Below are 19,912 nucleotides of genomic sequence, written 5' to 3'. Positions count from 1 at the left end.
ATGGGAGCACTTTTTTCACCAAGCAAGCTAATTATCAGTAGTATTGTGGTAATACAGTTATGTGTTTTTAATGTAGCGGCTAAACAGAGTGCCGTTGCAATGCCAGACACTTTTAGTGCACATGCTGCAAAAGCTGTGTTAGAACAGGGGGGGAACGCGGTTGATGCAGCCATTGCAGCACAGTTTGTATTGGCCGTTACGCTTCCCGAGGCGGGTAATATTGGCGGCGGTGGGTTTATGCTTATTCATAAGGATGGGCAAGGTGATTTTATAGATTACCGTGAAACTGCACCGAACGCCGCACATCGTGATATGTATTTAGACGCGCAAGGGCAAGTTATTGCTAATAAATCTATTTATGGTATTCATGCCAGTGGCGTACCTGGGAGTGTTGCTGGTATGTGGCTAGCACATAAGAAGCATGGCACACTTCCTTGGAAAACCTTAGTACAACCTGCGGTTACATTAGCTGAGCAAGGTTTCGTGGTGCCCGAAAAGTTGGCTCAGTTAATTAAGGGCTACATAGAGCACCTAAACAATAAAAACATTAAAGTAAACTTTGCCAGTTATTTTGCAAGCGCTACATCAGGTAAGCTTTTTAAACAACCTGAGCTTGCGGCGACACTCAAACGCATTCGCGATAATGGCCAAGATGGTTTTTATCAAGGTGAAACTGCAACGATCATCGCAAACTTTATGAAGCAACATGGCGGTATTATTACTCAAGACGATTTAAAAAATTACCGCGCAAAGTCTCGTACTCCTATAAAAGCTAACTGGAACGGCCATCAAGTGCTTACTTCACCGCCACCAAGCTCCGGCGGTATTGCTATATTACAATGGCTTAAAATGTATGAGCTTAAAAAGCCCATAGCTGCACCATCACATAATTCAATTGGGTATGTGCACTTACTTGCTGAAATAGGTAAGCGAGTGTTTGCTGATAGGGCAGAATACTTAGGCGACCCTGATTTTTACCAAGTGCCTAAAGCTAAGTTACTTGCAGAAAACTATCTTAAAAACCGCAGCAATAGTATAGATTTAAAGGCCATTTCTACCACTGAAAATATTAAACCGGGTTTAAAAGAAAGCGAACAAACCACTCACTTTTCTATTATTGATAACATGGGGAATGCTGTTGCTAATACCACCACCATCAATTTAGGGTTTGGTAGTGGCGTAGTCGTAGAAGGCGCTGGCTTTATTTTAAATGATGAAATGGATGACTTTAGCGCTAAACCCGGGGTTATGAATGTATTTGGCGCCATTGGCGGAAAAGCGAATGAAATTCAGCCACATAAACGTATGTTAAGCTCTATGACTCCAACCATTTTACTCAGTAATAATAAGGTGAAAATGGTAACAGGGTCGCCTGGCGGCACCACAATTATTAGTTCAGTGTATCAATCAATACTCAATGCGATTGAATTTAATATGAGCGCAAATGAAGTAGTAAATAGCCCGCGTTTTCACCATCAGTTATGGCCTAAAAATGTGATTAGAGCGCACTCGGGTTTGGAGTCCTCAGTAAAGCAACAGCTAATAAAAATGGGTTATACAGTGGATGAGCGTCACTTTGGTGATATGCATGTGATTATCAATAATGATGGCAAATTAGATGCGGCGTCTGAGCAAAGCGGAAGAGGGCAAGCGATAGTATTTTAACGTTAACAATTGACGTTTGAATGGTGTGCACCCCAAAACCATCATTGGGGTGCACACATTAGAACAACTATAGGGGCTAGCCTATAGCCGGTATAAGTCCTGCCATTTGCAGGCATTGTGCGCTAATAATTGAAATACCACACAAAGCGGCTATGGCTAAACCAATATTACCACTGCGTACTTTATAGCCTTCTTTTTCAATCCCCTGACGCTGCTTGTACACCATGCTAACAGGTAAAAATACTGCCAATATAACCAAAGCAATGGCCGCATAGCCTAATGCCATAATAAAGCCTTGCGGGTAAAACAAAGCAAATCCAAGAGGAGGAACAAAAGTAATAAGTGCTGTTTTAATTCTATCAGTCCCCGTGTCTGCTTTTTTGAATGTGTCAGCAAAAAAGTCAAATAACCCCAAGCTTACCCCTAAAAATGACGTTGCTAGAGCTAAGTCGGCAAAGAGTTTAACTGCAGTAGAAACATTGGCGTTATTGGCAATATTGGCCACACTGGCTACAAACCCAGTTAACCCTTCGCTTTGTAGTAATTGATCTTGGCTCATTATGCCTTGGCTTAATACTTGCCAAAATACATAAATAACCAGTGGTAAAGAGGCGCCTGCAATCATAACTTTGCGCAAGGTTTTTATATCAAGCCCGACGTATTTAACAATAGAAGGAATAGAACCATGAAAACCAAAAGAGGTAAATACCACCGGGATAGCCGACAGTATCAGCCCTTGCTCAACAGGCATTTCCAACAAATGTTGGCCATGCACATAAGGTGTTAGCATATAAAACAAGCTAGCTAAAACTACTATTTTTACACTAAATAGTACTCGGTTAAGCTTATCAACTTTACTAGTGCCTAAAGTCACTACCCCTGCAATCAATACGGCTAAAATAATGGAGCCTAATTGAGGAGCAATACTAAGATTAAACCCAGTATTAATGCGCTCTTGTAGCTGAGCACCGCCACCGGCTATGTAAGCAGCGCACAGTGCATAAAATAAAAATATCATCGAAAAGTTAGCTACATACTGGCCACGTTTACCAAGCCAAAGCTTAGCCAGTGTATTTAAGGTGGCGTCGCGAGGAGCGTATTGGTGAAGCTCCAACATAAGCAAAGCGGTGTAGGTCATTAGTAACCAACACCCTACAATTAACACCATTGCCGTATTAAACCCGAGCCCCGCAGAGGCGATTGGTAGGGCAAGCATACCCGCGCCTATGGTAGTTCCTGCAACAATTAACATGCTACCTATTGTTTTATTTTTAAGCACTTAATGATCCTGATCAAACGTGAGAGACACGCAAGATATAACTAGTTGTGCAAAACTTAAATAGTTTTGTCATAAAAGAGACAAAATAAAATGTAATCTTCTATTTACAACTGTATTAAAAAAGCCAAAATCATTAAAAAATGAAATTTAACTTATTAATACAAATGAAGAAATAAAAAGCTAAATGTTAATAACTAAATAGTCAGATTATTGGTTTTGCACAATAGAGGCATGATTAAATTGATAGGTATTGACCGAAAGTGCTTAAATTACACATTCGGCCATTAAAGGAGAGAGCTTAACTTACATTTTTGCTATTTGAATTACCAAGCGGCGGTTTTTATCACGGCCTAAAATATTATCATTGGTGTCTACAAATCGTTTTTCACCAAAGCCTTCAGTAACCACTTTAGCTTCATCAACGCCTAAGCCAACCATGTAATCTTTAATAGCCTTAGCACGGGTTCTAGATAAATCGAGGTTATTCCAACGACCGCCATAACTATCGGTGTACGATGCAATACTGATTGATTCTATACTCGGGTCGTTTTTTAAATATTCAGCAATTTTATCGAGGCGCTGCTGCGATGACTTGGTTAACTTACTGCTATTCGATTCATAATTCATTATAGTGAACGAAATATCTTCAAAATTGTATGGCAGCAATTCGTCTCGGCATTGTAAAAACGCCCAATACGCTTGCTTAAAATTAACATTAGACATACCCACGGCAATTTTATCGGCACTATTTTGCCAGTCTTGGTAGTAAAAAGTGGGTTGGTTGCCTTTTTCAAGCTCAGTCAGTATTTCCCATGCTGTTTTATTACCTAATTCACCATCAAACTTTTTAAGTAATTTCATATCAGCAATATCACGGGCAGGGCGGCCTGCTCGCCAGCTAGGTGGTACCGCTTTTAAACCGGCAATCGCGTAATTTTCTGGGCGTACGACCATGTCTAAATTAAAAGTGAGATCTTTGTTTTTACTTGCTGATGCTTTAAAAACAGCTTCACCATAGTAGGGAACTTCATGATTTAATTGGCATTGCAAGCGAGTTGTTTTAACCAAGTTCCAATTTGAATTATCTTGGTTAGCCGTGTACTGGCGCATTGCCGCAGTTGTATTCAAACTATACAGCACACTACTAATGCCTAGGCTAATAAATAACAACTTACACTTCATCGAGAATTCTCCAGTTATCTAGCTCTGCCAAAAAAGTGACAAAAACCGTAAAATATTACGCAACAGCAAATAATTCAGCGTAAACGCTAATTACTAAGCAAGTAACATGCCTATAGTTTAACTGTAATTAATCAATAAATCCCCTAGCCGACAAGCCATCAATTTTGACATAATAGACAGCTAATCCCTATAAACCAAGAATACTATGGCAAATACTGAGCAAACACTTTTCGCACAACGCTTTCGTGGCTTTTTTCCTGTGGTTATTGATGTTGAAACCGCCGGTTTTAACAAAGAAACTGACGCATTATTAGAAATTGCAGCATCCGTCTTAAAAATGGATGACGAAGGACTGCTTAGTATCGATCATACCGTTCATTTTCATGTGCAACCGTTTGAGGGGGCAAACATTGAGCAAGCTGCCATTGAGTTTAATGGGATTGAGCCTTTTTCAGCACTGAGAGGGGCAGTCCCAGAAGAAGAGGCGATTAAAGAAATTTGTAAAGTAGTGCGCAAAGCGCAAAAAGCCGCAGGGTGCCAGCGCTCTGTGGTGGTTGCTCATAATGCCGCTTTTGATCACGGCTTTTTAAATGCCGCTATTGAGCGTAATAATATCAAGCGCACACCATTTCATCCGTTTGTTAGTTTTGATACCACATCACTTGCTGGTTTGGCATTAGGGCAAACGGTACTAGCTAAAGCGTGTCGCGCAGCAGGGATAGAGTTTGATAATAAACAAGCACACTCTGCGTTATACGATACAGAGCGCACTGCTGAACTGTACTGTTTAATTGTTAATCGTTGGCAGCAACTAGGTGGTTGGCCACTTGCTGTAGACGAAACACAACAGAGCGAAGACGAAGCAAGCAACCAAGATTAGAAACTCAGCTCATAATAGTGAATACTTACTTTGTGGGGCTGAGTCAGTCTTAATAAGCGTTATTAAAACGATTGCGTTATTTTACCTTCACTATGAGTGATTAAATGTGGTGGGTAATTACGCGAAAAGCTAATTGATTCTCGTGCAATTTTAAGCTCTACCCCAGGGTGCATAAGCTCATTAACTTTTAAGCGACTGAGCGCTAAAAGCTGCGCCATTTTCTTTCTTAGTAACTGCTTTTGCTGATTGATGCTGGCGCTTCGGTTTGCTATGTGTTCTTCATTCGTTGTTATTTTATTCAAAAACTGCTGACGCTGTGCGCTTGCAACTTGTTTATTAATTCGCTGGCGCGCTTGCTGTAGTTCAATTGACTTACCGATTAAAACTTTTTCAAAGTCAGTGATTTGCGCTTGTTTTTGTTTTAGCACATACCATCGCTGTGCGATGCAAACACGGGTTTTAGTTCCTGCTGGTGCGCCCAATTCACCTGTTTCAATGCGCATTGCATCTAGAATATGGCCACCAATAATTTTCCCTTTAGGATCTTTTGCATTGCCCACCCTAATTAGATTTCCGGCACTCAAGTCACAATGTAATGATTGGCGATCTATTAGTAAGTTTTGATCCGTTTTTATGTCACAGTATTGAGAGTAACCAAGCGCAACGGTTCGTTTAGCTAAAATAGAACAGGTAAATGGCTCATCGGCTTCTCGCTTTCTGCCAATTGCACCCTTTACTATTGTGATGGCGCTATCACTTTTGAGCTGCGCCGATTCAACAAAGCCTAAAACAGTAATATCGCCGCTGGCGGTCACGCGCATGCCATCTTTTATATCACCACTGACTATAATACTGCCATCAAATTCAACATGACCAGTAGTGGGATCAATATTATGAAAACATAAAACATCATCAACACGCATACCACGTGGAAGGGCAACCGGTACACCAGTACAGTCGGCAATTAATAAGTTGGGGTTATCGGGCGCAATTTTAGTACCGTCAAAAGGTTGTAATTTATGCTCTTTGCCAGGGATTGCAGTTAGCACATCTCCAAACACAGTAAACCCATCAACCCCCGATGTTGCTGGAATGCGCCGCATTAATTCACAACCAGGTTTTACAGTAATAATATCACCTAGGTTTCTCATATCGACTTTACCACCGCCTTTAGCTTGTGGGCTAAGTACGCGGTCTTGCGCTGTGCAGCAAAGACGCACAAATTTGGCATCGTTACCCACTTTAGGCGCGCGACCAAAAGCGACTTCAGCGCAATGCGTGCTTCCTGAGGGTTGTTCAAATTGTTGTGCCAATAACTGTTCTAATGCATGAGGGCTAATACCCTTTACAATCCCTGCCTGAGCTAACACGTCAATTGCTTGTTCCATGTTAAGTAATTTACCGCCCTTAGCAGTAATAAGGGTAGCTTCAACAAGCATATTTTTTTCATCGATGTTTATGGTTAGCTGTGCATCAATGGCTTGAGCAATTACTAAAGAGGGGGCTTCTTCGGCGTTATTTTGAGCAAACAACTTACCAATATTGCTAGCAATAATGTCACACTCGCAATATTCTGACTGCCTAATTAATTCAATAAGCTGTGTTGCTGTTGAGGCTAAACCTGAGACATTAGGGTGGGAGAGCAAAGAGATATGCCCCGTTTGCTCATCAAAAGAAAAAACCGACATTTATAAATCCTCTAGGTAATATGCCTGTTATTATTTTTTATATTGTATTAGACCAAGGTCTAGCCCTACATTTGAGCATAAAGCATCATGCTTGTTAAGTAATTGTTTCTTAATTATCCAATGTTTTACATTTACATGTGTGTTTGATGCATGATTAACCAACCAATAAAATAAAACGCCTAAGGTGTTGAGTATTGATGGGTTACTCAGTTATACTACTTGCACGCTCTGAATGAGTAACCTTATTCAGGGGCTGATTAGGATTCGACGGAATTCAAGAAGCCCAAGGTGCATGTCGAGGTGCGGTTTGCCTCGTAAAAAAGCCGCAATTTAAAGTAATCGCAAACGACGATAACTACTCTCTAGCAGCTTAGGCTGGCTAGCGCTCCTTCCATGTATTCTTGTGGACTGGATTTTGGAGTGTCACCCTAACACCTGATCGCGACGGAAACCCTGGCCGGGGTTGAAGCGTTAAAACTAAGCGGCCTCGCCTTTATCTACCGTGTTTGTCCGGGATTTAAAGGTTAATTAAATGACAATACTAAACATGTAGTACCGACGGTCGAGGCTTTTCGGACGGGGGTTCAAATCCCCCCAGCTCCACCAATAACGGTTTTTAAATTCGTTTGTTTAAAAACCCTAAAAAACCCGCAACTTGAGCAATCAAGCCGCGGGTTTTTTTATGGCTGAAGTTATTGAATTTATTGTGCTTTGGTTTATCTTGCGAACCCCGAACCCCGAACCCCGAACCCCGAACCCCGAACCCCGAACCCCATACCACTAAAAGACTAGTCGCTTACTTGCCTATTTTTTGTATTATGAGTTAATGATTAACAGCGGGCATAGATATGGATATTTTTACAGCTGAACACATCCCCCCTTTAATTTCGCTTTTACTCATTTTACTGGCGGGGTTTACTTCGTTTGTATCGGCGGCTTTTGGTGCGGGCGGTGGTTTAATGCTGTTGGTGGTAATGGCGTCGGTTATGCCTATGGCGGTGGTGGTGCCGGTTCATGGTTTAGTGCAGTTGGGCTCTAATGCCAATCGGTTGTTGTTAAGTATTGCCCATCTTGATAAGCCGATGTTGTTGTATTTTACTCTGGGTGGATTAATTGGCGCGGGGCTATCAAGCCAAGTAGTAAGCGATATTAACCTTGATAGCATGAAGCTGTTTGTGGCTTTATTTGTGATTTATTTATTGTGGGGAACAATTCCTGAATTTAATAAAGACTCACGATTAGGGCGCTTACTAGCGGGCTTAATAACCGCATTTATCTCGACTTTTGTCGGAGCAAGTGGGCCTTTGGTAGCGAGTTATTTACATATTAATCATTACGATAAGCTTAAATTTACCGCGACTTTTTCAAGTATTATGACCTTGCAGCATAGTTTAAAAGCCGTTGTTTATGCGGGGCTTGGCTTTAGCTTTTGGCAATGGTTGCCGTTAACACTAGCGATGATTTTAAGCGGAGCCATTGGCACATGGTTAGGGATTAAGTTACTTAAGCAGTTATCGGTGGCGCGTTTTAGGGTTATTTTTAAAGTTATTTTAACCCTGCTTGCCATACAGCTTGCATGGCAAGGGATGAATGTAATGCTTATTTAATAGCGGCTTTTATTGGTTTGTCGCCATCAAATACTTCAAATATGCAGCGATTGCTGCCTTGCTCTGTGGCAATAGTAAATAGAACATGGGCTACATTTTCACGGCTAATGATTGCTTTATCGCGATCTTTGGGACGTTCGGTAGAAATAAGTTTTGAGGTATTCTCATTTGTGAGTGAGCCTGGACGTACAATCGTATAATTGAGCCCGCTATTAATTAAATGCCTATCTGCCATATGCTTAGCTACTAAATAGGGTTTTAAATCGCTTTGAATTGCATCTGGATCGTCAGCACCAATAGAGCTCACCATTGTAAAGTGCTTAGCGGCATGCTCTTTTGCGTAATTAATGGCTTTGGTGGCGGCCCATAAATCAATAAGTAAGGTTTTATCTGCGCCGGTTTTCCCGCCTGAACCTGCGGCAAAAATGATATGGTCGCAACCGTGCAGCGCATCGCTAAAATCATTTTCTAAATCTTGCTCTACGATTGTTAAATAGTCGCTATTTAAGTCATCTAATTTACTTTTGTCACGCACTAAAGCCACTACAGGATGTTGGTGTTCAAGCAATAGTTGGGTGGTTAGTTTACCAATCTGCCCACTGGCACCAATTACTAATGTTTTACTCATCACATACTCCTTATTTTATAAGACAAAACAGCCGACTTAAACTTTATCTACTGTACTAAAGAGCTGGGGGTAATAATTTGTTTTTAAAGTATAGGTTTATTTTTTAGTGTGAGCAGTGTGATCTGCCTTTTAAATTTTATTGCGAATAAGGTCACGAACAATAAAACGTCCTGGGTGAATTGCTTGGCTTACACGCTCGCTTAGTGGGCGAGGTTCATTGTTTAAACTACTAATTAAGTGCTCGGCAGATAGCGGTGCACTGCATAATGCTCGCGCACCAAAGCCGGTAAAAATATGTAGGCCCTGTTGTGGTTTTTCTAACGGCTGATATTGATAGCGCTTGCCTAAACGTAAATTAGCAAATGCATGTGTATAATCAGTTTGCTCCACCCATTCACCAGCCATAGGTAAGTGGTCAATAAAACTACAGCGAACAGCGGCTTTGGCTGAGCTAATATCGCCTAAGCTAGTGGCAAATTCAGTGTTGTTATAAAAACTCAGTAATTGTTCACGGTTAGTGTGGTTGTCTTGCTCGGTCACTTCACGGCTCTTACTATTTTTTTCAAAGGTGGCGCCCATACAATGATGATCTAAATAAGCGGGAGTAAAATAGCCTTTGTGACACAACACAGTATTAAGTTTACGTGATTGCTCGCTTGCCTGAACATGTGACACTTGGCCGCGAACGCCAACAATGGGAAGTGTTTTGGTTTGCGTAAATGAATCACTGTGCTCACCAGTACAAATAATCACATCGCTAAAGGGGCCAAATGTTTTCTTTTGCGTGGTTAAGTACCAACCATCGGGTTGTTTATTAAATTGCTCAATATGGCAGTTAAATAGGCTTTCAAACGAATTTAATTGTTGTGCGGCATCTAACATTGCACAGACTAGCTGCGGGGGATTAACCCAGCCGCCTTGTTCAAAAAACACCCCTGAGTAACCTGTTTTAACCCCAGCGATAGCATCACCCTCATTAGCAGTCACATTTCGCATAAGCTGCTCTGGCCACAGTTGTTTATCTGCGAGGTTTTGATGGCGATCTGCCAATGGCTGTTTTACTGCATGTTGTAGTACACCACACCACTGGTGATCAAACAAAAAGCCATTGTTGATTAATTGATTATAAAGTCGCTTCGCGTATAAAAAACTATGGGCAAATAATTCACTATGTGGCGAGTTTTTTGCCTGTAAGTGCGGATACACAGCCCCTTGTACATTGTGCGATGCCCCCATTGCGGGCTTTTTATCTTGGCAAAATAAGTGGCTTTTTATCCCACGCTTTGCGAGGCTATAAAGGATACAACTGCTCGCTATACCACCGCCAATAATAGCCACACTTGAAAGCGGTGAGGGGTGATGCTCAAAATAGGCGGGGGCTGATTGTTTTGGGTTGGCTTGAGCAAGTGTGCCAATTAGCATCTCACGCTTTCGGCCAAAACCTTTGGCCTTTTGCATGCTAAAGCCTGCCTCGTTTAGTCCTCTGCGCACAAAGCCCGCAGCGGTAAATGTGGCTAATGTGGCATTGCTTCTGGAAATATCGACCATGGCGTTAAATACACTTTGCTGCCACATGTCGGGGTTTTTACTTGGCGCAAAGCCATCTAAAAACCACGCATCAACCAGCCCACTTTGTGGGTAGCTCATGCTATTAATACATTCCAGTACGTCGCCAAAGTAGAGGTCGAGGATTACACGGCCATTGGCAAATTCAAGTCGGTGGCAGCCATTTAAATTAATCGGGTAGTGGGTAACGAGTTGGTCGCTTAAATGGCTTAAACTAGGCCAAGCTTGCAAGGCTTGTTTTAAATCATTTACGCTAAGTGGATATTTTTCAAAAGAAATAAAATGTAATCGCTGCACTTTATTTGGTTGTTCATTTTGAACTTGTAGGCACTGTAAGTGGTCAGAAAACTGCAGCCATGTATTTAAAAAGTTAAGCCCAGTACCAAAACCGGTTTCGGCGATAACAAAGTGTTCACGGTCATGATTTTGTAACCGTGTATCTATACTGTTTTGTTGATAAAACACATAATGCGATTCAGCAAGGCCGTCGTCATTAGAAAAATAAACATCGTCAAAGTCATTGGCAACTGGTGTGCCTAAGTCGTTAAAGTGTATATGGGCGTTTTTTATCATGACCAATTCAATTTATAGATAATTTTTTAATTATTTTACGTGTTTTCTTTGAAATAGTCTGGCGTTATTTATAAGCTGTAGCTTCAGAGTACAAGTGTACGCTAGAAAGCTGACCACTTAGATGATTAAATTCGCGTAAAATAGAACACAATTAAGTATTAAGCTAAGGGAATTACCCATGAGAAGAGCCGTAATAACAGGCATCGGTGTTGTATCAAGCATCGGCAATAATAAACAAGAAGTATTAGAGTCACTAAAAGCGGGTAAAAGTGGTATTGCTTTTAATCAAGAATTTGCTGATTACAAATTGCGTAGCAATGTATCAGGTAAAATTGATATTGATGTTAAAGAGCATGTTGATCGTAAAGCAATGCGCTTTATGGGCGATGCGGCGGCTTACTCTTATATTTCAATGGCGCAAGCGATTGAAGATGCGGGTCTTAGCGACGAGCAAGTATCAAACGAGCGTACTGGTTTATTAGTTGGCTCTGGTGGTGGTTCATCAAAATGGCAAGTAGAAGCGGCTGATATTCTTCGTGAAAAAGGCGTTAAGCGCGTTGGCCCTTACATGGTGCCACGTACTATGGCAAGTACCACCTCTGCATGTTTAGCAACGCCGTTTAAAATTAAAGGTGTTAACTATTCAATTAGTTCTGCGTGTGCGACTTCTGCGCATTGTATTGGCCACGCGGTGGAACAAATTCAATTAGGCAAACAAGACGTTATTTTTGCAGGCGGCGGTGAAGAGCTTCACTGGACGTTAGCAATGGAATTTGACGCTATGGGTGCGCTTTCTACTAAATACAACGACACACCTGAAAAAGCATCACGTACTTATGATGCAAACCGCGATGGTTTTGTAATTTCAGCCGGTGGCGGTATTGTGGTTGTTGAAGAACTTGAACATGCACTTGCTCGTGGCGCGCATATTTACGCTGAAATTACCGGTTACGGCGCAACCTCAGATGGTTACGACATGGTTGCACCATCGGGTGAAGGTGCGGCACGTTGTATGCGCCAAGCTATGCAAAACGTTGACAGCATTGATTACTTAAATACCCACGGTACATCTACACCAGTAGGTGATGTTAAAGAGCTAGGCGCTATTCAAGAAGTATTTGGTGGTAACTCACCAATGATCAGTGCCACTAAAGCAATGACAGGCCATGCATTGGGTGCGGCTGGCGTACACGAAGCTATCTTTTCATTACTCATGCTTGAGCACGGTTTTGTTGCGCCATCTATCAATATTGATGAGTTAGATGAACAAGCGGCAGGCTTGAATATTGTGACTGAAGCAAAAGACGTTGAACTAAACACGGTTATGTCTAACAGCTTTGGTTTTGGCGGTACTAATGCCACGCTAGTAATGAGCAAATACAAAGGTTAAGTTAATCGTTAACTATTTTAAAGCCGAGCAAAATGCTCGGCTTTTTCGTTTGTGCTAATAGGGGGTTGTTCGTTACAATAGCGCCTCATTTCGCCAAACGGACTCACAATGAAAATTCTTGCCGATCAAAATATGCCTTTAGTTGAGCAATTCTTTAAAGATATGGGTGAGGTTGAACGATTTGATGGCAGGCAATTAACCCCTGAACAACTTATCGATGTTGATGTACTGCTTACCCGCTCAGTTACTCAAGTTAACAGTGAACTATTAGCACAGGCGAATAAACTAAGCTTTGTAGGTACCGCCACGATTGGTGTTGATCATATTGATACTGATTTGCTCAGTGCTAACAATATCGGCTTTACCAGTGCGCCTGGCTGTAATGCCATTGCCGTAGCTGAGTATGTAATAAGTAGCTTATTTGCATTAAGCCAAGAAAATGCCAGTCCGTTAAGTGGTAAAACAATCGGTATTGTGGGTGTAGGTAATATTGGCAGTTGTTTAGCGCAAAAGTTAAAAGCACTGAACGTTAATTTACTATTGTGCGATCCAATTAAGCATGAGCAAGGGCTATTAACCGAGCATGTTGAGCTTGATGAGCTATTAGCGCAGTCAGATATTGTTACTTTTCATGTGCCGTTGATTAAAACGGGTAGGCACAAAACCCTGCACATGCTTGATAAAACACGCTTAACTAAACTTAAATCTGGGTTAACGTTAATAAACGCCAGCCGAGGTGATGTAATTGACAATCAAGCCTTACTTGAAGTGATGCAAGCCGGAGCAGAACTCGATTTAGTGCTGGATGTTTGGGAAAATGAACCTAATATTTTAACTGAATTACTGGAGCACGTGCGCTATGCCAGTGTTCACATTGCAGGGCATACCCTTGAAGGTAAAGCGCGAGGTACACAAATGTTGTACCAGCGCTTATGTGAGCTCAAAGGGGTTAACGCAATAAAATCGCTTGATGATTTTTTACCGCCTCCTGCGATTAAAAAAGTCACCCTAGAAAGCAGTTTTAGCGAAACAGATATAGCCCGTTTAGTGCATTTAGTTTATGACGTACGCCGTGATGATGGCATTTTACTACGTCACTTGGCCGATGAAGGCTTTGACAGCTTACGAAAAAACTACCCAACCCGCCGTGAGTTTAGCACTGTGATGGTTGAAGGTGATAACACCGAGCTTGCTGCACTCGCCCAGCTTGGCTTTACCACAGTAAACTAATTTAATTAGCGCGGTTGTTTTAACCGTGCTTACAGAGGATGAAATATGTCGCAAAAATATAACGTTGCCGTACTCGGCGCTACCGGCCTTGTTGGTCGTCAAATCATTGAAACTTTGGAAGATCGTAAATTTCCGGTCGATCAGCTGTTTTTATTAGCAAGCAGCCGAAGTGCCGGCGAAGATATAAAGTTTCGTGGTGAGAGCATAGAAGTACGCGATGTTGAAGGCTTTGACTTTAGCCAAGCGCATATCGGCTTATTTTCTGCTGGTGGCAGTGTATCTGAAAAGTACGCGCCAATTGCTGCAGACGCAGGCTGTATTGTTATTGATAATACCTCACATTTTAGAAATGACTTTGAAGTACCGCTAATTGTGCCAGAAGTGAATGCAGCGAGTTTAGCTGATTTTAGAAACCGTAATATAATCGCTAATCCTAATTGTTCAACTATTCAAATGATGCTTGCGCTTAAACCTATTTATGATGCCTACGGTATTGATCGTATTAACGTTTCAACCTACCAAGCAGTGTCGGGTGCAGGTAAGGAAGCGGTTGATGAATTGGCAAAACAAACTGCAAATTTAATGAATGCACGCCCAATGGAAAACGACATTTTTCCTAAGCAAATTGCGTTTAATGTTATTCCGCAAATCGATAGCTTTGAAGATAATGGCTACACACGCGAAGAAATGAAAATGGTAAACGAAACGCATAAAATTTTAGGCGATACCACCATTGCAGTAAACCCGACTTGTGTTCGTGTACCGGTGTTTTTCGGTCATTCTGAGTCAATCAATATAGAAACGCGTATGCCTTATGACTTTGAGCATGTTAAGCAACTATTGGGCGATGCCCCTGGTATTGAGCTAATTGATGATGCGGGTGATTACCCAACAGCTGTCTCTGATGCCAGTGGTAACGACACTGTTTACATTGGCCGTTTACGTGCCGATATTTCACACCCACATGGATTAAATATGTGGGTAGTAAGTGATAACACCCGTAAAGGGGCAGCAACCAACAGTGTGCAAATAGCAGAAGAACTGATTGCTAATTATATGTAATTAGCCTGAATACAGTGATAATCCAATAAACGGCAAACCAAAGTGGTTTGCCGTTTTTTTTGTGCTTTAATTGCCATTTTTTTGCCACTTATAAACAACAGTAGTGTAAACACTTTGATAAACAACATAAAAATATTTTTATCTTGATGTTTAAGGTATTTATTTTCAATGCGTTGCGATGGATATTATGGCTTAACTGGTTTATAGTTTGTAACTGGAATAGAGCTTGCAATAAAAATAGATTGTAATAAAAATGTGCGTTAGCCACGTGGTTAACAACGGCAAGAATAATCAATGTTTAAGCGCCAATTGAAAGCGCTGTGTTAACATTTAAACATTAAAGGATCAGCATGCGCGGTTTCGTTTCACTTATTATATTAGCGTCTGCACTGATGGTAACGACTGTTTACTCTCAAGACAGTACTCAATTAAGAGGGCCCAAAGGCGCAGATTACGGCGCACAGGGGCGTTCTATTGGGCCAATAAAACCAACCGATACACTTTGGCGCATTGCCGTTAAGGTTCGTCCCGATAATTCAGTTAGCATTTACCAAGTTATGCAGGCCTTGTATAACAAAAACCCCAACTCATTTTTAGAACAAAATTTAAATCACATGCGAAGCGGTTCTTATTTAAAGATACCTACTTTGGCAGAAATTAGACGAGTAAACCCGCAATTAGCTAAGCAACGCTCTGAGCAAGATGATGACCTGTGGGAAAAAAAGAAAAATGGTACGCTTACTCAAGCAGAAATTAATTCAGCACAAACACAAGTCACGCAAGCTCGCAAAGCTGATGTTGATGAAGCTAAAAAAGAGTTACAACAAGAATTAAAAGCGATAAAAACAGACCAAGGTAATAAATTAGTTGAGCTTCAGCAGCAGTTTAAAAGTTCAGTTAGCAACGTAGAAGAGATCTTAGTTGAAAACAACAACCTAAAAAAACAGCTTACAGGTATTTCAAACGAGTTAGAAAACGTTCGCTTACAGCTTGGTCAAGACAGTGAAATACAGCAACAGTTAAAAGAATTAATCCTTAAGCAAAATGAGATTATTGCGCAGCAAAAATTAAAAGAGGTAGAGCAAGAGAGTGAATTTAGCTTTGCCGCGCTACTTTCGAATCCTTTAGTGCTGATTTTATTAATGACCATTCCGGCTTTATTGATCATTTTTGCCGTTGTTATGTGGTTGCGTAAGCGAAGTAATAATCAAGAGCCTGAAAGTGACGATGATGAGTTTATTCCACAAGCACCTGCTTTTACTGATCCGATAGATGAAGTGCCAGAGCCCACTCTTGATGAAGCGCCAGCCCCCGATCCACTTGATGATATAAGTGTGCAACTAGACGATAACATGGATGACGTGTTACTCGATGATGATGTTGATTTAAACGATGATCTCGACGACGACAGTCTTCTAGATCAAGATGAGTTAGAAAGCCTACTCAGTGATGATGTTGTTTTTGAAGACGAAAATACCGAAGACGATGAACTTGATGTTTTCATGCAACAAGACTTTGATAGCTCAGATGAAGATGAAACGGGCGATACAATTAATCTTGACGAATCGGATGATATTTTAAGTTCAGATGACTTAGATAGCCTGTTTGACGAAGAAGACGACGATGCTCTGCCAGATGAACCTAAAGGTGAATCGAATGATGATATGGCAGCACTTAGTGAAGAACTTGCTGAAGAGGGCGAAGACTTTAACATTGACGACTTGCTTGATGAGAATAATGAACAAGCAGATGATGTAACAGCACAAGCTGATGATGGCGAGTTTGATATAGACAGTTTACTCGATGCTGAGCAACCAGCTACTGAAGATCAGAGCGAAGAGCCAGATATCGACAGCTTAGTTGATGAAGATGACGAGTTTGATATTGATGACTTGCTCGATGCTGAGCAACCGGCTACTGAAGATCAAAGCGTAGAGCCAGATATCGACAGCTTAGTTGAAGAGGGCGACGAGTTTGATATTGACGACTTGCTCGATGCTGAGCAACCAGCTACTGAAGCTCAAACTGAAGAGCCTGATATCGACAGCTTAGTTGAAGAAGACGATGAAGTTGATATTGATGAATTGCTCGATGCTGAGCAACCAACTACTGAAGCTCAAATTGAAGAGCCAGATATCGACAGCTTAGTTGATGAAGACGATGAAGTTGATATTGATGAATTGCTCGATGCTGAGCAACCAACTACTGAAGCTCAAACTGAAGAGCCTGATATCGACAGCTTAGTTGAAGAAGATGATGAAGTTGATATTGATGGTTTGCTCGACGCTGAGCAACCAACTACTGAAGCTCAAACTGAAGAGCCAGACATCGACAGCTTAGTTGAAGAAGACGATGAAGTTGATATTGATGAATTGCTCGATGCTGAGCAACCGTCTACTGAAGCTCAAACTGAAGAGCCAGATATCGACAGCTTAGTTGAAGAAGACGATGAAGTTGATATTGATGAATTGCTCGATGCTGAGCAACCAACTACTACTGAAGCTCAAATTGAAGAGCCAGATATCGACAGCTTAGTTGAAGAAGACGAAGTAGATATTGACGATGTACTAGATACTGAGCAACCTGAAAGTGATGTTCATGATTCTGAAATAGATCATGCATTGGCGGACTCAATTGAAGATTTAACTGACGCGCAAGAAGAGTTAAATAGTGAAGATGTAGAATCTATCGCTTCATCTTTTGCTGAGCCTGAGCCTGAGCCTGAGCCTGAGCCTGAGCCTGAGCCTGAGCCTGAGCCTGAGGTAGAGCCAGAAATTGAAGCTGAGCCTGAACTTGAAGTAGAGCCTGAAATTGAAGTAGAGTCAGAGCCTGAAGTTGCAGCTGAGTCAGAAACTGCAGCTGAGCCTGAACTTGATGTTGAATCAGAAGATGATTTTACCGATACGTCTTCTAATTTACTCGATCCAGAAGACGCGCTTGATGAGTACAATGATGAAAACCTCGATAGCGTTGATGAGCTACTGAGCGAGTTAGAACAAACAAGTGATGATTATGTAGAAGCACCTGATTGGTCAGTTGATGGCTTAGACGAGCAATCTGAACCAGAAGCAGAGCCTGAGCTTGAAGCCGAGCCTGAACTTGAATCAGAGCCAGAGCTTGAAGCAGAGCCTGAACTTGAAGTCGAGCCTGAATTTGAAGCCGAGTCTGAACTTGAAGTAGAGCCAGAACTTGAAGTAGAGCCAGAACTTGAAGCCGAACCAGAGCTTGAAGCAGAGCCTGAACTTGAAGCCGAGCCTGAGCTTGAAGTCGAGCCTGAGCTTGAAGTCGAGCCTGAGCTTGAAGTCGAGCCTGAGCTTGAAGGCGAGCCAGAACTTGAAGTCGAGCCTGAGCTTGAAGTAGAGCCTGAACTTGAAGCAGAGCCTGAACTGGAAGCAGAGCCTGAACTTGAAGTAGAGCCTGAACTTGAAGCTGAGCCTGAACTTGAAGCAGAGCCTGAACTTGAAGTAGAGCCTGAACTTGAAGTAGAGCCTGAGCTTGAAGCCGAACCAGAACTTGAAGCCGAGCCTGAGCTTGAAGCAGAGTCTGAGCTTGAAGTCGAGCCAGAGCTTGAAGCAGAGCCTGAACATGAAGTCGAGCCTGAGCTTGAAGTAGAGCCTGAACTTGAAGCAGAGTCTGAGCTTGAAGTCGAGCCTGAGCTTGAAGCCGAGCCTGAACTGGAAGCAGAGCCTGAGCTTGAAGTAGAGCCAGAACTTGAAGCAGAGCCTGATGTTGGATCAGAAGATGATTTTACCGATACGTCTTCTACTTTACTCGACCCAGAAGATGCGCTTGACGAATACAACGATGAAAACTTCAAAAGTGTCGATGATCTTTTAAGTGAGCTTGAGCAAACAGGCGATGAGGATGAACAAGTACCTGATTGGTCAATGGATGACTTAGACGATGATCTTGATGAAGAGGAAATTGATTTAGGCGATGATCCGCTTGCTGGCGATATCCAAAGCAACGATTTATCGTCAGAAGACGATGAGCTATATGAGCCTGAAATAATCACCCCAAGTGAAGAACTTGAGGAGTATCCTGAGTTAGAGCTGGATGATGAACTGCCTTTATCTGATGAGGAACAACAATCTTTAACACCACAAGAGCTACAAGGTGATAATTTAGATGGTGATGCCTCAGGCATGTCTCCCAGTCAAGCAGAGCAAGATCTTGCTAATGCTCTATCAGCAGGTAACGATCTCGATAGCCTAGAAGATGACTTTGATGATGAGCTGTTACTTAACAACGAGTTTTCAGAGTTAGATATAGAGCAAGCTTTAGATAATGATATTTCAGAGTCTGCAGATCTGACTGAACAAGCTTCAGATGAGCAAGTTGTTAGCTCTAATGATAATTTTGACGATGATCAACTTGATGCGTTAACAGAGTCAGCTGAATTTACCGATCAGCAAACAAATGCTGATCGTGAAGCTGATTTAACGCAAACGTCAGTACCATCAGAATCAGAAATGATTTCAGATGATGAGCTAGATGATGAGTTCATGGCTGATTTAACACAAACAGATTTTGATTCATTACTGAATGAGTTGGCTGAACCTGATGATGTTGATTTAAGCGATAGCAGTGAATTCGATGTTGATTTTAATAGCTTACTTAATGAAGATTTAGCTGATGATAAAGCACCATCGTTGCAAGAGCCCATTGAGCAATCTGAGGTTACTGAGCCATTAGATCAAGATGACTTTGTTGATATTGATGCATTACTAGAGCAAAGTGATGATGCGGATACAGATCACGAACCTTACACCGACGTCGATATGGATGTTGGTTTGGGTGACTACGATTCACTACTTGCTGGTGATAACCCTATGGATGTTGATACTCAAAGTGGTGGTTACTCGGCAAAGCTTGATCTTGCTCACGCATATATAGAGATCGATGATGCTGACTCGGCAGTTAAAATTTTAGATGAGATTATTAATAATGGCCCAGACGATGTGCAAGAAGAAGCACAAAATCTAAAAGCTAAGCTGAAAAACTAACAATAGCTAATCCTGAAAAGGATATCTAAGCTGTAAAACCCGTTATTGGCTAACACTAATAACGGGTTTTTTGTATCGCATAGTTAGGAACCTTAGTTCGCTGCTTTTATTGGAACGCCATATAGCATAAAATGCAGCGTCGATTAGCACAGTAGG

At 41.7% G+C, this 19,912-nt stretch carries 12 protein-coding genes and 1 other RNA gene; 8 read left to right on the top strand and 5 right to left on the bottom strand.

Annotation, left to right across the window (positions count from 1 at the left end; genetic code table 11):
- On the top strand, positions 1–1,665 hold the full coding sequence (gene ggt / locus ACNSN3_RS10160; protein WP_418607241.1) for a gamma-glutamyltransferase: 1,665 nt from the start codon (positions 1–3) through the stop codon (positions 1,663–1,665).
- A 76-nt stretch (positions 1,666–1,741) separates the two neighbouring features.
- On the opposite strand, the gene ACNSN3_RS10155 is transcribed toward ggt, so the two are convergent.
- Together ACNSN3_RS10155 and ACNSN3_RS10150 are read right to left on the bottom strand one after the other, a co-directional pair.
- Positions 1,742–2,944, bottom strand: a complete 1,203-nt coding sequence (locus ACNSN3_RS10155) for an aromatic amino acid transport family protein (protein ID WP_418607239.1) — start codon at positions 2,942–2,944, stop codon at positions 1,742–1,744.
- Positions 2,945–3,247: 303 nt separating this feature from the next.
- Positions 3,248–4,126, bottom strand: a complete 879-nt coding sequence (locus ACNSN3_RS10150) for a flagellar protein MotY (RefSeq protein ID WP_054201671.1) — start codon at positions 4,124–4,126, stop codon at positions 3,248–3,250.
- 205 nt (positions 4,127–4,331) lie between these two features.
- Between ACNSN3_RS10150 and rnt the strand changes: the two genes are divergently transcribed.
- Positions 4,332–5,006: a ribonuclease T gene (rnt, locus tag ACNSN3_RS10145; protein ID WP_010388028.1), complete on the top strand. Its 675-nt coding sequence runs from the start codon at positions 4,332–4,334 to the stop codon at positions 5,004–5,006.
- 62 nt (positions 5,007–5,068) lie between these two features.
- Here rnt and ACNSN3_RS10140 read toward each other — a convergent pair whose 3' ends face one another.
- Positions 5,069–6,694, bottom strand: a complete 1,626-nt coding sequence (locus ACNSN3_RS10140; protein ID WP_054201670.1) for a DUF342 domain-containing protein — start codon at positions 6,692–6,694, stop codon at positions 5,069–5,071.
- A gap of 249 nt (positions 6,695–6,943) precedes the next feature.
- On the opposite strand from ACNSN3_RS10140, the gene ssrA reads away from it, so the two are divergent.
- Positions 6,944–7,300: a transfer-messenger RNA gene (gene ssrA, locus ACNSN3_RS10135) on the top strand.
- A gap of 242 nt (positions 7,301–7,542) precedes the next feature.
- Positions 7,543–8,301 (top strand): sulfite exporter TauE/SafE family protein, encoded by a 759-nt coding sequence (locus tag ACNSN3_RS10130; RefSeq protein WP_055013007.1) that lies wholly within the window; start codon positions 7,543–7,545, stop codon positions 8,299–8,301.
- Here ACNSN3_RS10130 and ACNSN3_RS10125 read toward each other — a convergent pair.
- Both ACNSN3_RS10125 and mnmC read right to left on the bottom strand, forming a co-directional pair.
- Positions 8,294–8,929 (bottom strand): SDR family oxidoreductase, encoded by a 636-nt coding sequence (locus tag ACNSN3_RS10125; protein ID WP_418607237.1) that lies wholly within the window; start codon positions 8,927–8,929, stop codon positions 8,294–8,296. The genes ACNSN3_RS10130 and ACNSN3_RS10125 overlap by 8 nt on opposite strands.
- Positions 8,930–9,058: 129 nt before the next feature.
- Entirely contained in the window at positions 9,059–11,068 is a 2,010-nt protein-coding gene (gene mnmC / locus ACNSN3_RS10120; protein WP_418607235.1) for a bifunctional tRNA (5-methylaminomethyl-2-thiouridine)(34)-methyltransferase MnmD/FAD-dependent 5-carboxymethylaminomethyl-2-thiouridine(34) oxidoreductase MnmC, read from the bottom strand.
- Positions 11,069–11,246: 178 nt separating this feature from the next.
- On the opposite strand from mnmC, the gene fabB reads away from it, so the two are divergent.
- The 4 genes from fabB (at position 11,247) to ACNSN3_RS10100 (ending at position 19,756) form a co-directional block, all read left to right on the top strand.
- Positions 11,247–12,458, top strand: a complete 1,212-nt coding sequence (gene fabB, locus ACNSN3_RS10115; RefSeq protein ID WP_010388041.1) for a beta-ketoacyl-ACP synthase I — start codon at positions 11,247–11,249, stop codon at positions 12,456–12,458.
- A gap of 108 nt (positions 12,459–12,566) precedes the next feature.
- The gene (locus tag ACNSN3_RS10110; RefSeq protein WP_418607233.1) at positions 12,567–13,688 is read left to right on the top strand and encodes a 4-phosphoerythronate dehydrogenase; all 1,122 of its coding nucleotides are present in this window, start codon (positions 12,567–12,569) and stop codon (positions 13,686–13,688) included.
- A 45-nt stretch (positions 13,689–13,733) separates the two neighbouring features.
- Positions 13,734–14,750 carry an aspartate-semialdehyde dehydrogenase gene (locus ACNSN3_RS10105; protein ID WP_418607232.1) on the top strand — a complete coding sequence of 339 codons (1,017 nt, stop codon included), beginning with the start codon at positions 13,734–13,736 and terminating at the stop codon, positions 14,748–14,750.
- Between the two features lie 350 nt (positions 14,751–15,100).
- Entirely contained in the window at positions 15,101–19,756 is a 4,656-nt protein-coding gene (locus ACNSN3_RS10100; RefSeq protein ID WP_418607231.1) for a FimV/HubP family polar landmark protein, read from the top strand.
- Positions 19,757–19,912 lie beyond the last annotated feature (156 nt).

The sequence above is a fragment of the Pseudoalteromonas sp. US3C1004 genome (assembly GCF_048401065.1).
In the GTDB taxonomy this organism is placed as follows: domain Bacteria; phylum Pseudomonadota; class Gammaproteobacteria; order Enterobacterales; family Alteromonadaceae; genus Pseudoalteromonas; species Pseudoalteromonas undina.
This window is presented reverse-complemented; position numbering and strand designations above follow the sequence as displayed.

Excerpts from the sequence above, each read along its gene's own strand:
- ACNSN3_RS10110 (WP_418607233.1), top strand. The coding sequence starts at position 12,567 with ATGAAAATTCTTGCCGATCAAAATATGCCTTTAGTTGAGCAATTCTTT.
- ACNSN3_RS10125 (WP_418607237.1), bottom strand. The coding sequence starts at position 8,929 with ATGAGTAAAACATTAGTAATTGGTGCCAGTGGGCAGATTGGTAAACTA.
- ACNSN3_RS10130 (WP_055013007.1), top strand. The coding sequence starts at position 7,543 with ATGGATATTTTTACAGCTGAACACATCCCCCCTTTAATTTCGCTTTTA.
- ggt (WP_418607241.1), top strand. The coding sequence starts at position 1 with ATGGGAGCACTTTTTTCACCAAGCAAGCTAATTATCAGTAGTATTGTG.
- mnmC (WP_418607235.1), bottom strand. The coding sequence starts at position 11,068 with ATGATAAAAAACGCCCATATACACTTTAACGACTTAGGCACACCAGTT.
- fabB (WP_010388041.1), top strand. The coding sequence starts at position 11,247 with ATGAGAAGAGCCGTAATAACAGGCATCGGTGTTGTATCAAGCATCGGC.
- ACNSN3_RS10100 (WP_418607231.1), top strand. The coding sequence starts at position 15,101 with ATGCGCGGTTTCGTTTCACTTATTATATTAGCGTCTGCACTGATGGTA.
- ACNSN3_RS10105 (WP_418607232.1), top strand. The coding sequence starts at position 13,734 with ATGTCGCAAAAATATAACGTTGCCGTACTCGGCGCTACCGGCCTTGTT.
- rnt (WP_010388028.1), top strand. The coding sequence starts at position 4,332 with ATGGCAAATACTGAGCAAACACTTTTCGCACAACGCTTTCGTGGCTTT.
- ACNSN3_RS10140 (WP_054201670.1), bottom strand. The coding sequence starts at position 6,694 with ATGTCGGTTTTTTCTTTTGATGAGCAAACGGGGCATATCTCTTTGCTC.
- ACNSN3_RS10150 (WP_054201671.1), bottom strand. The coding sequence starts at position 4,126 with ATGAAGTGTAAGTTGTTATTTATTAGCCTAGGCATTAGTAGTGTGCTG.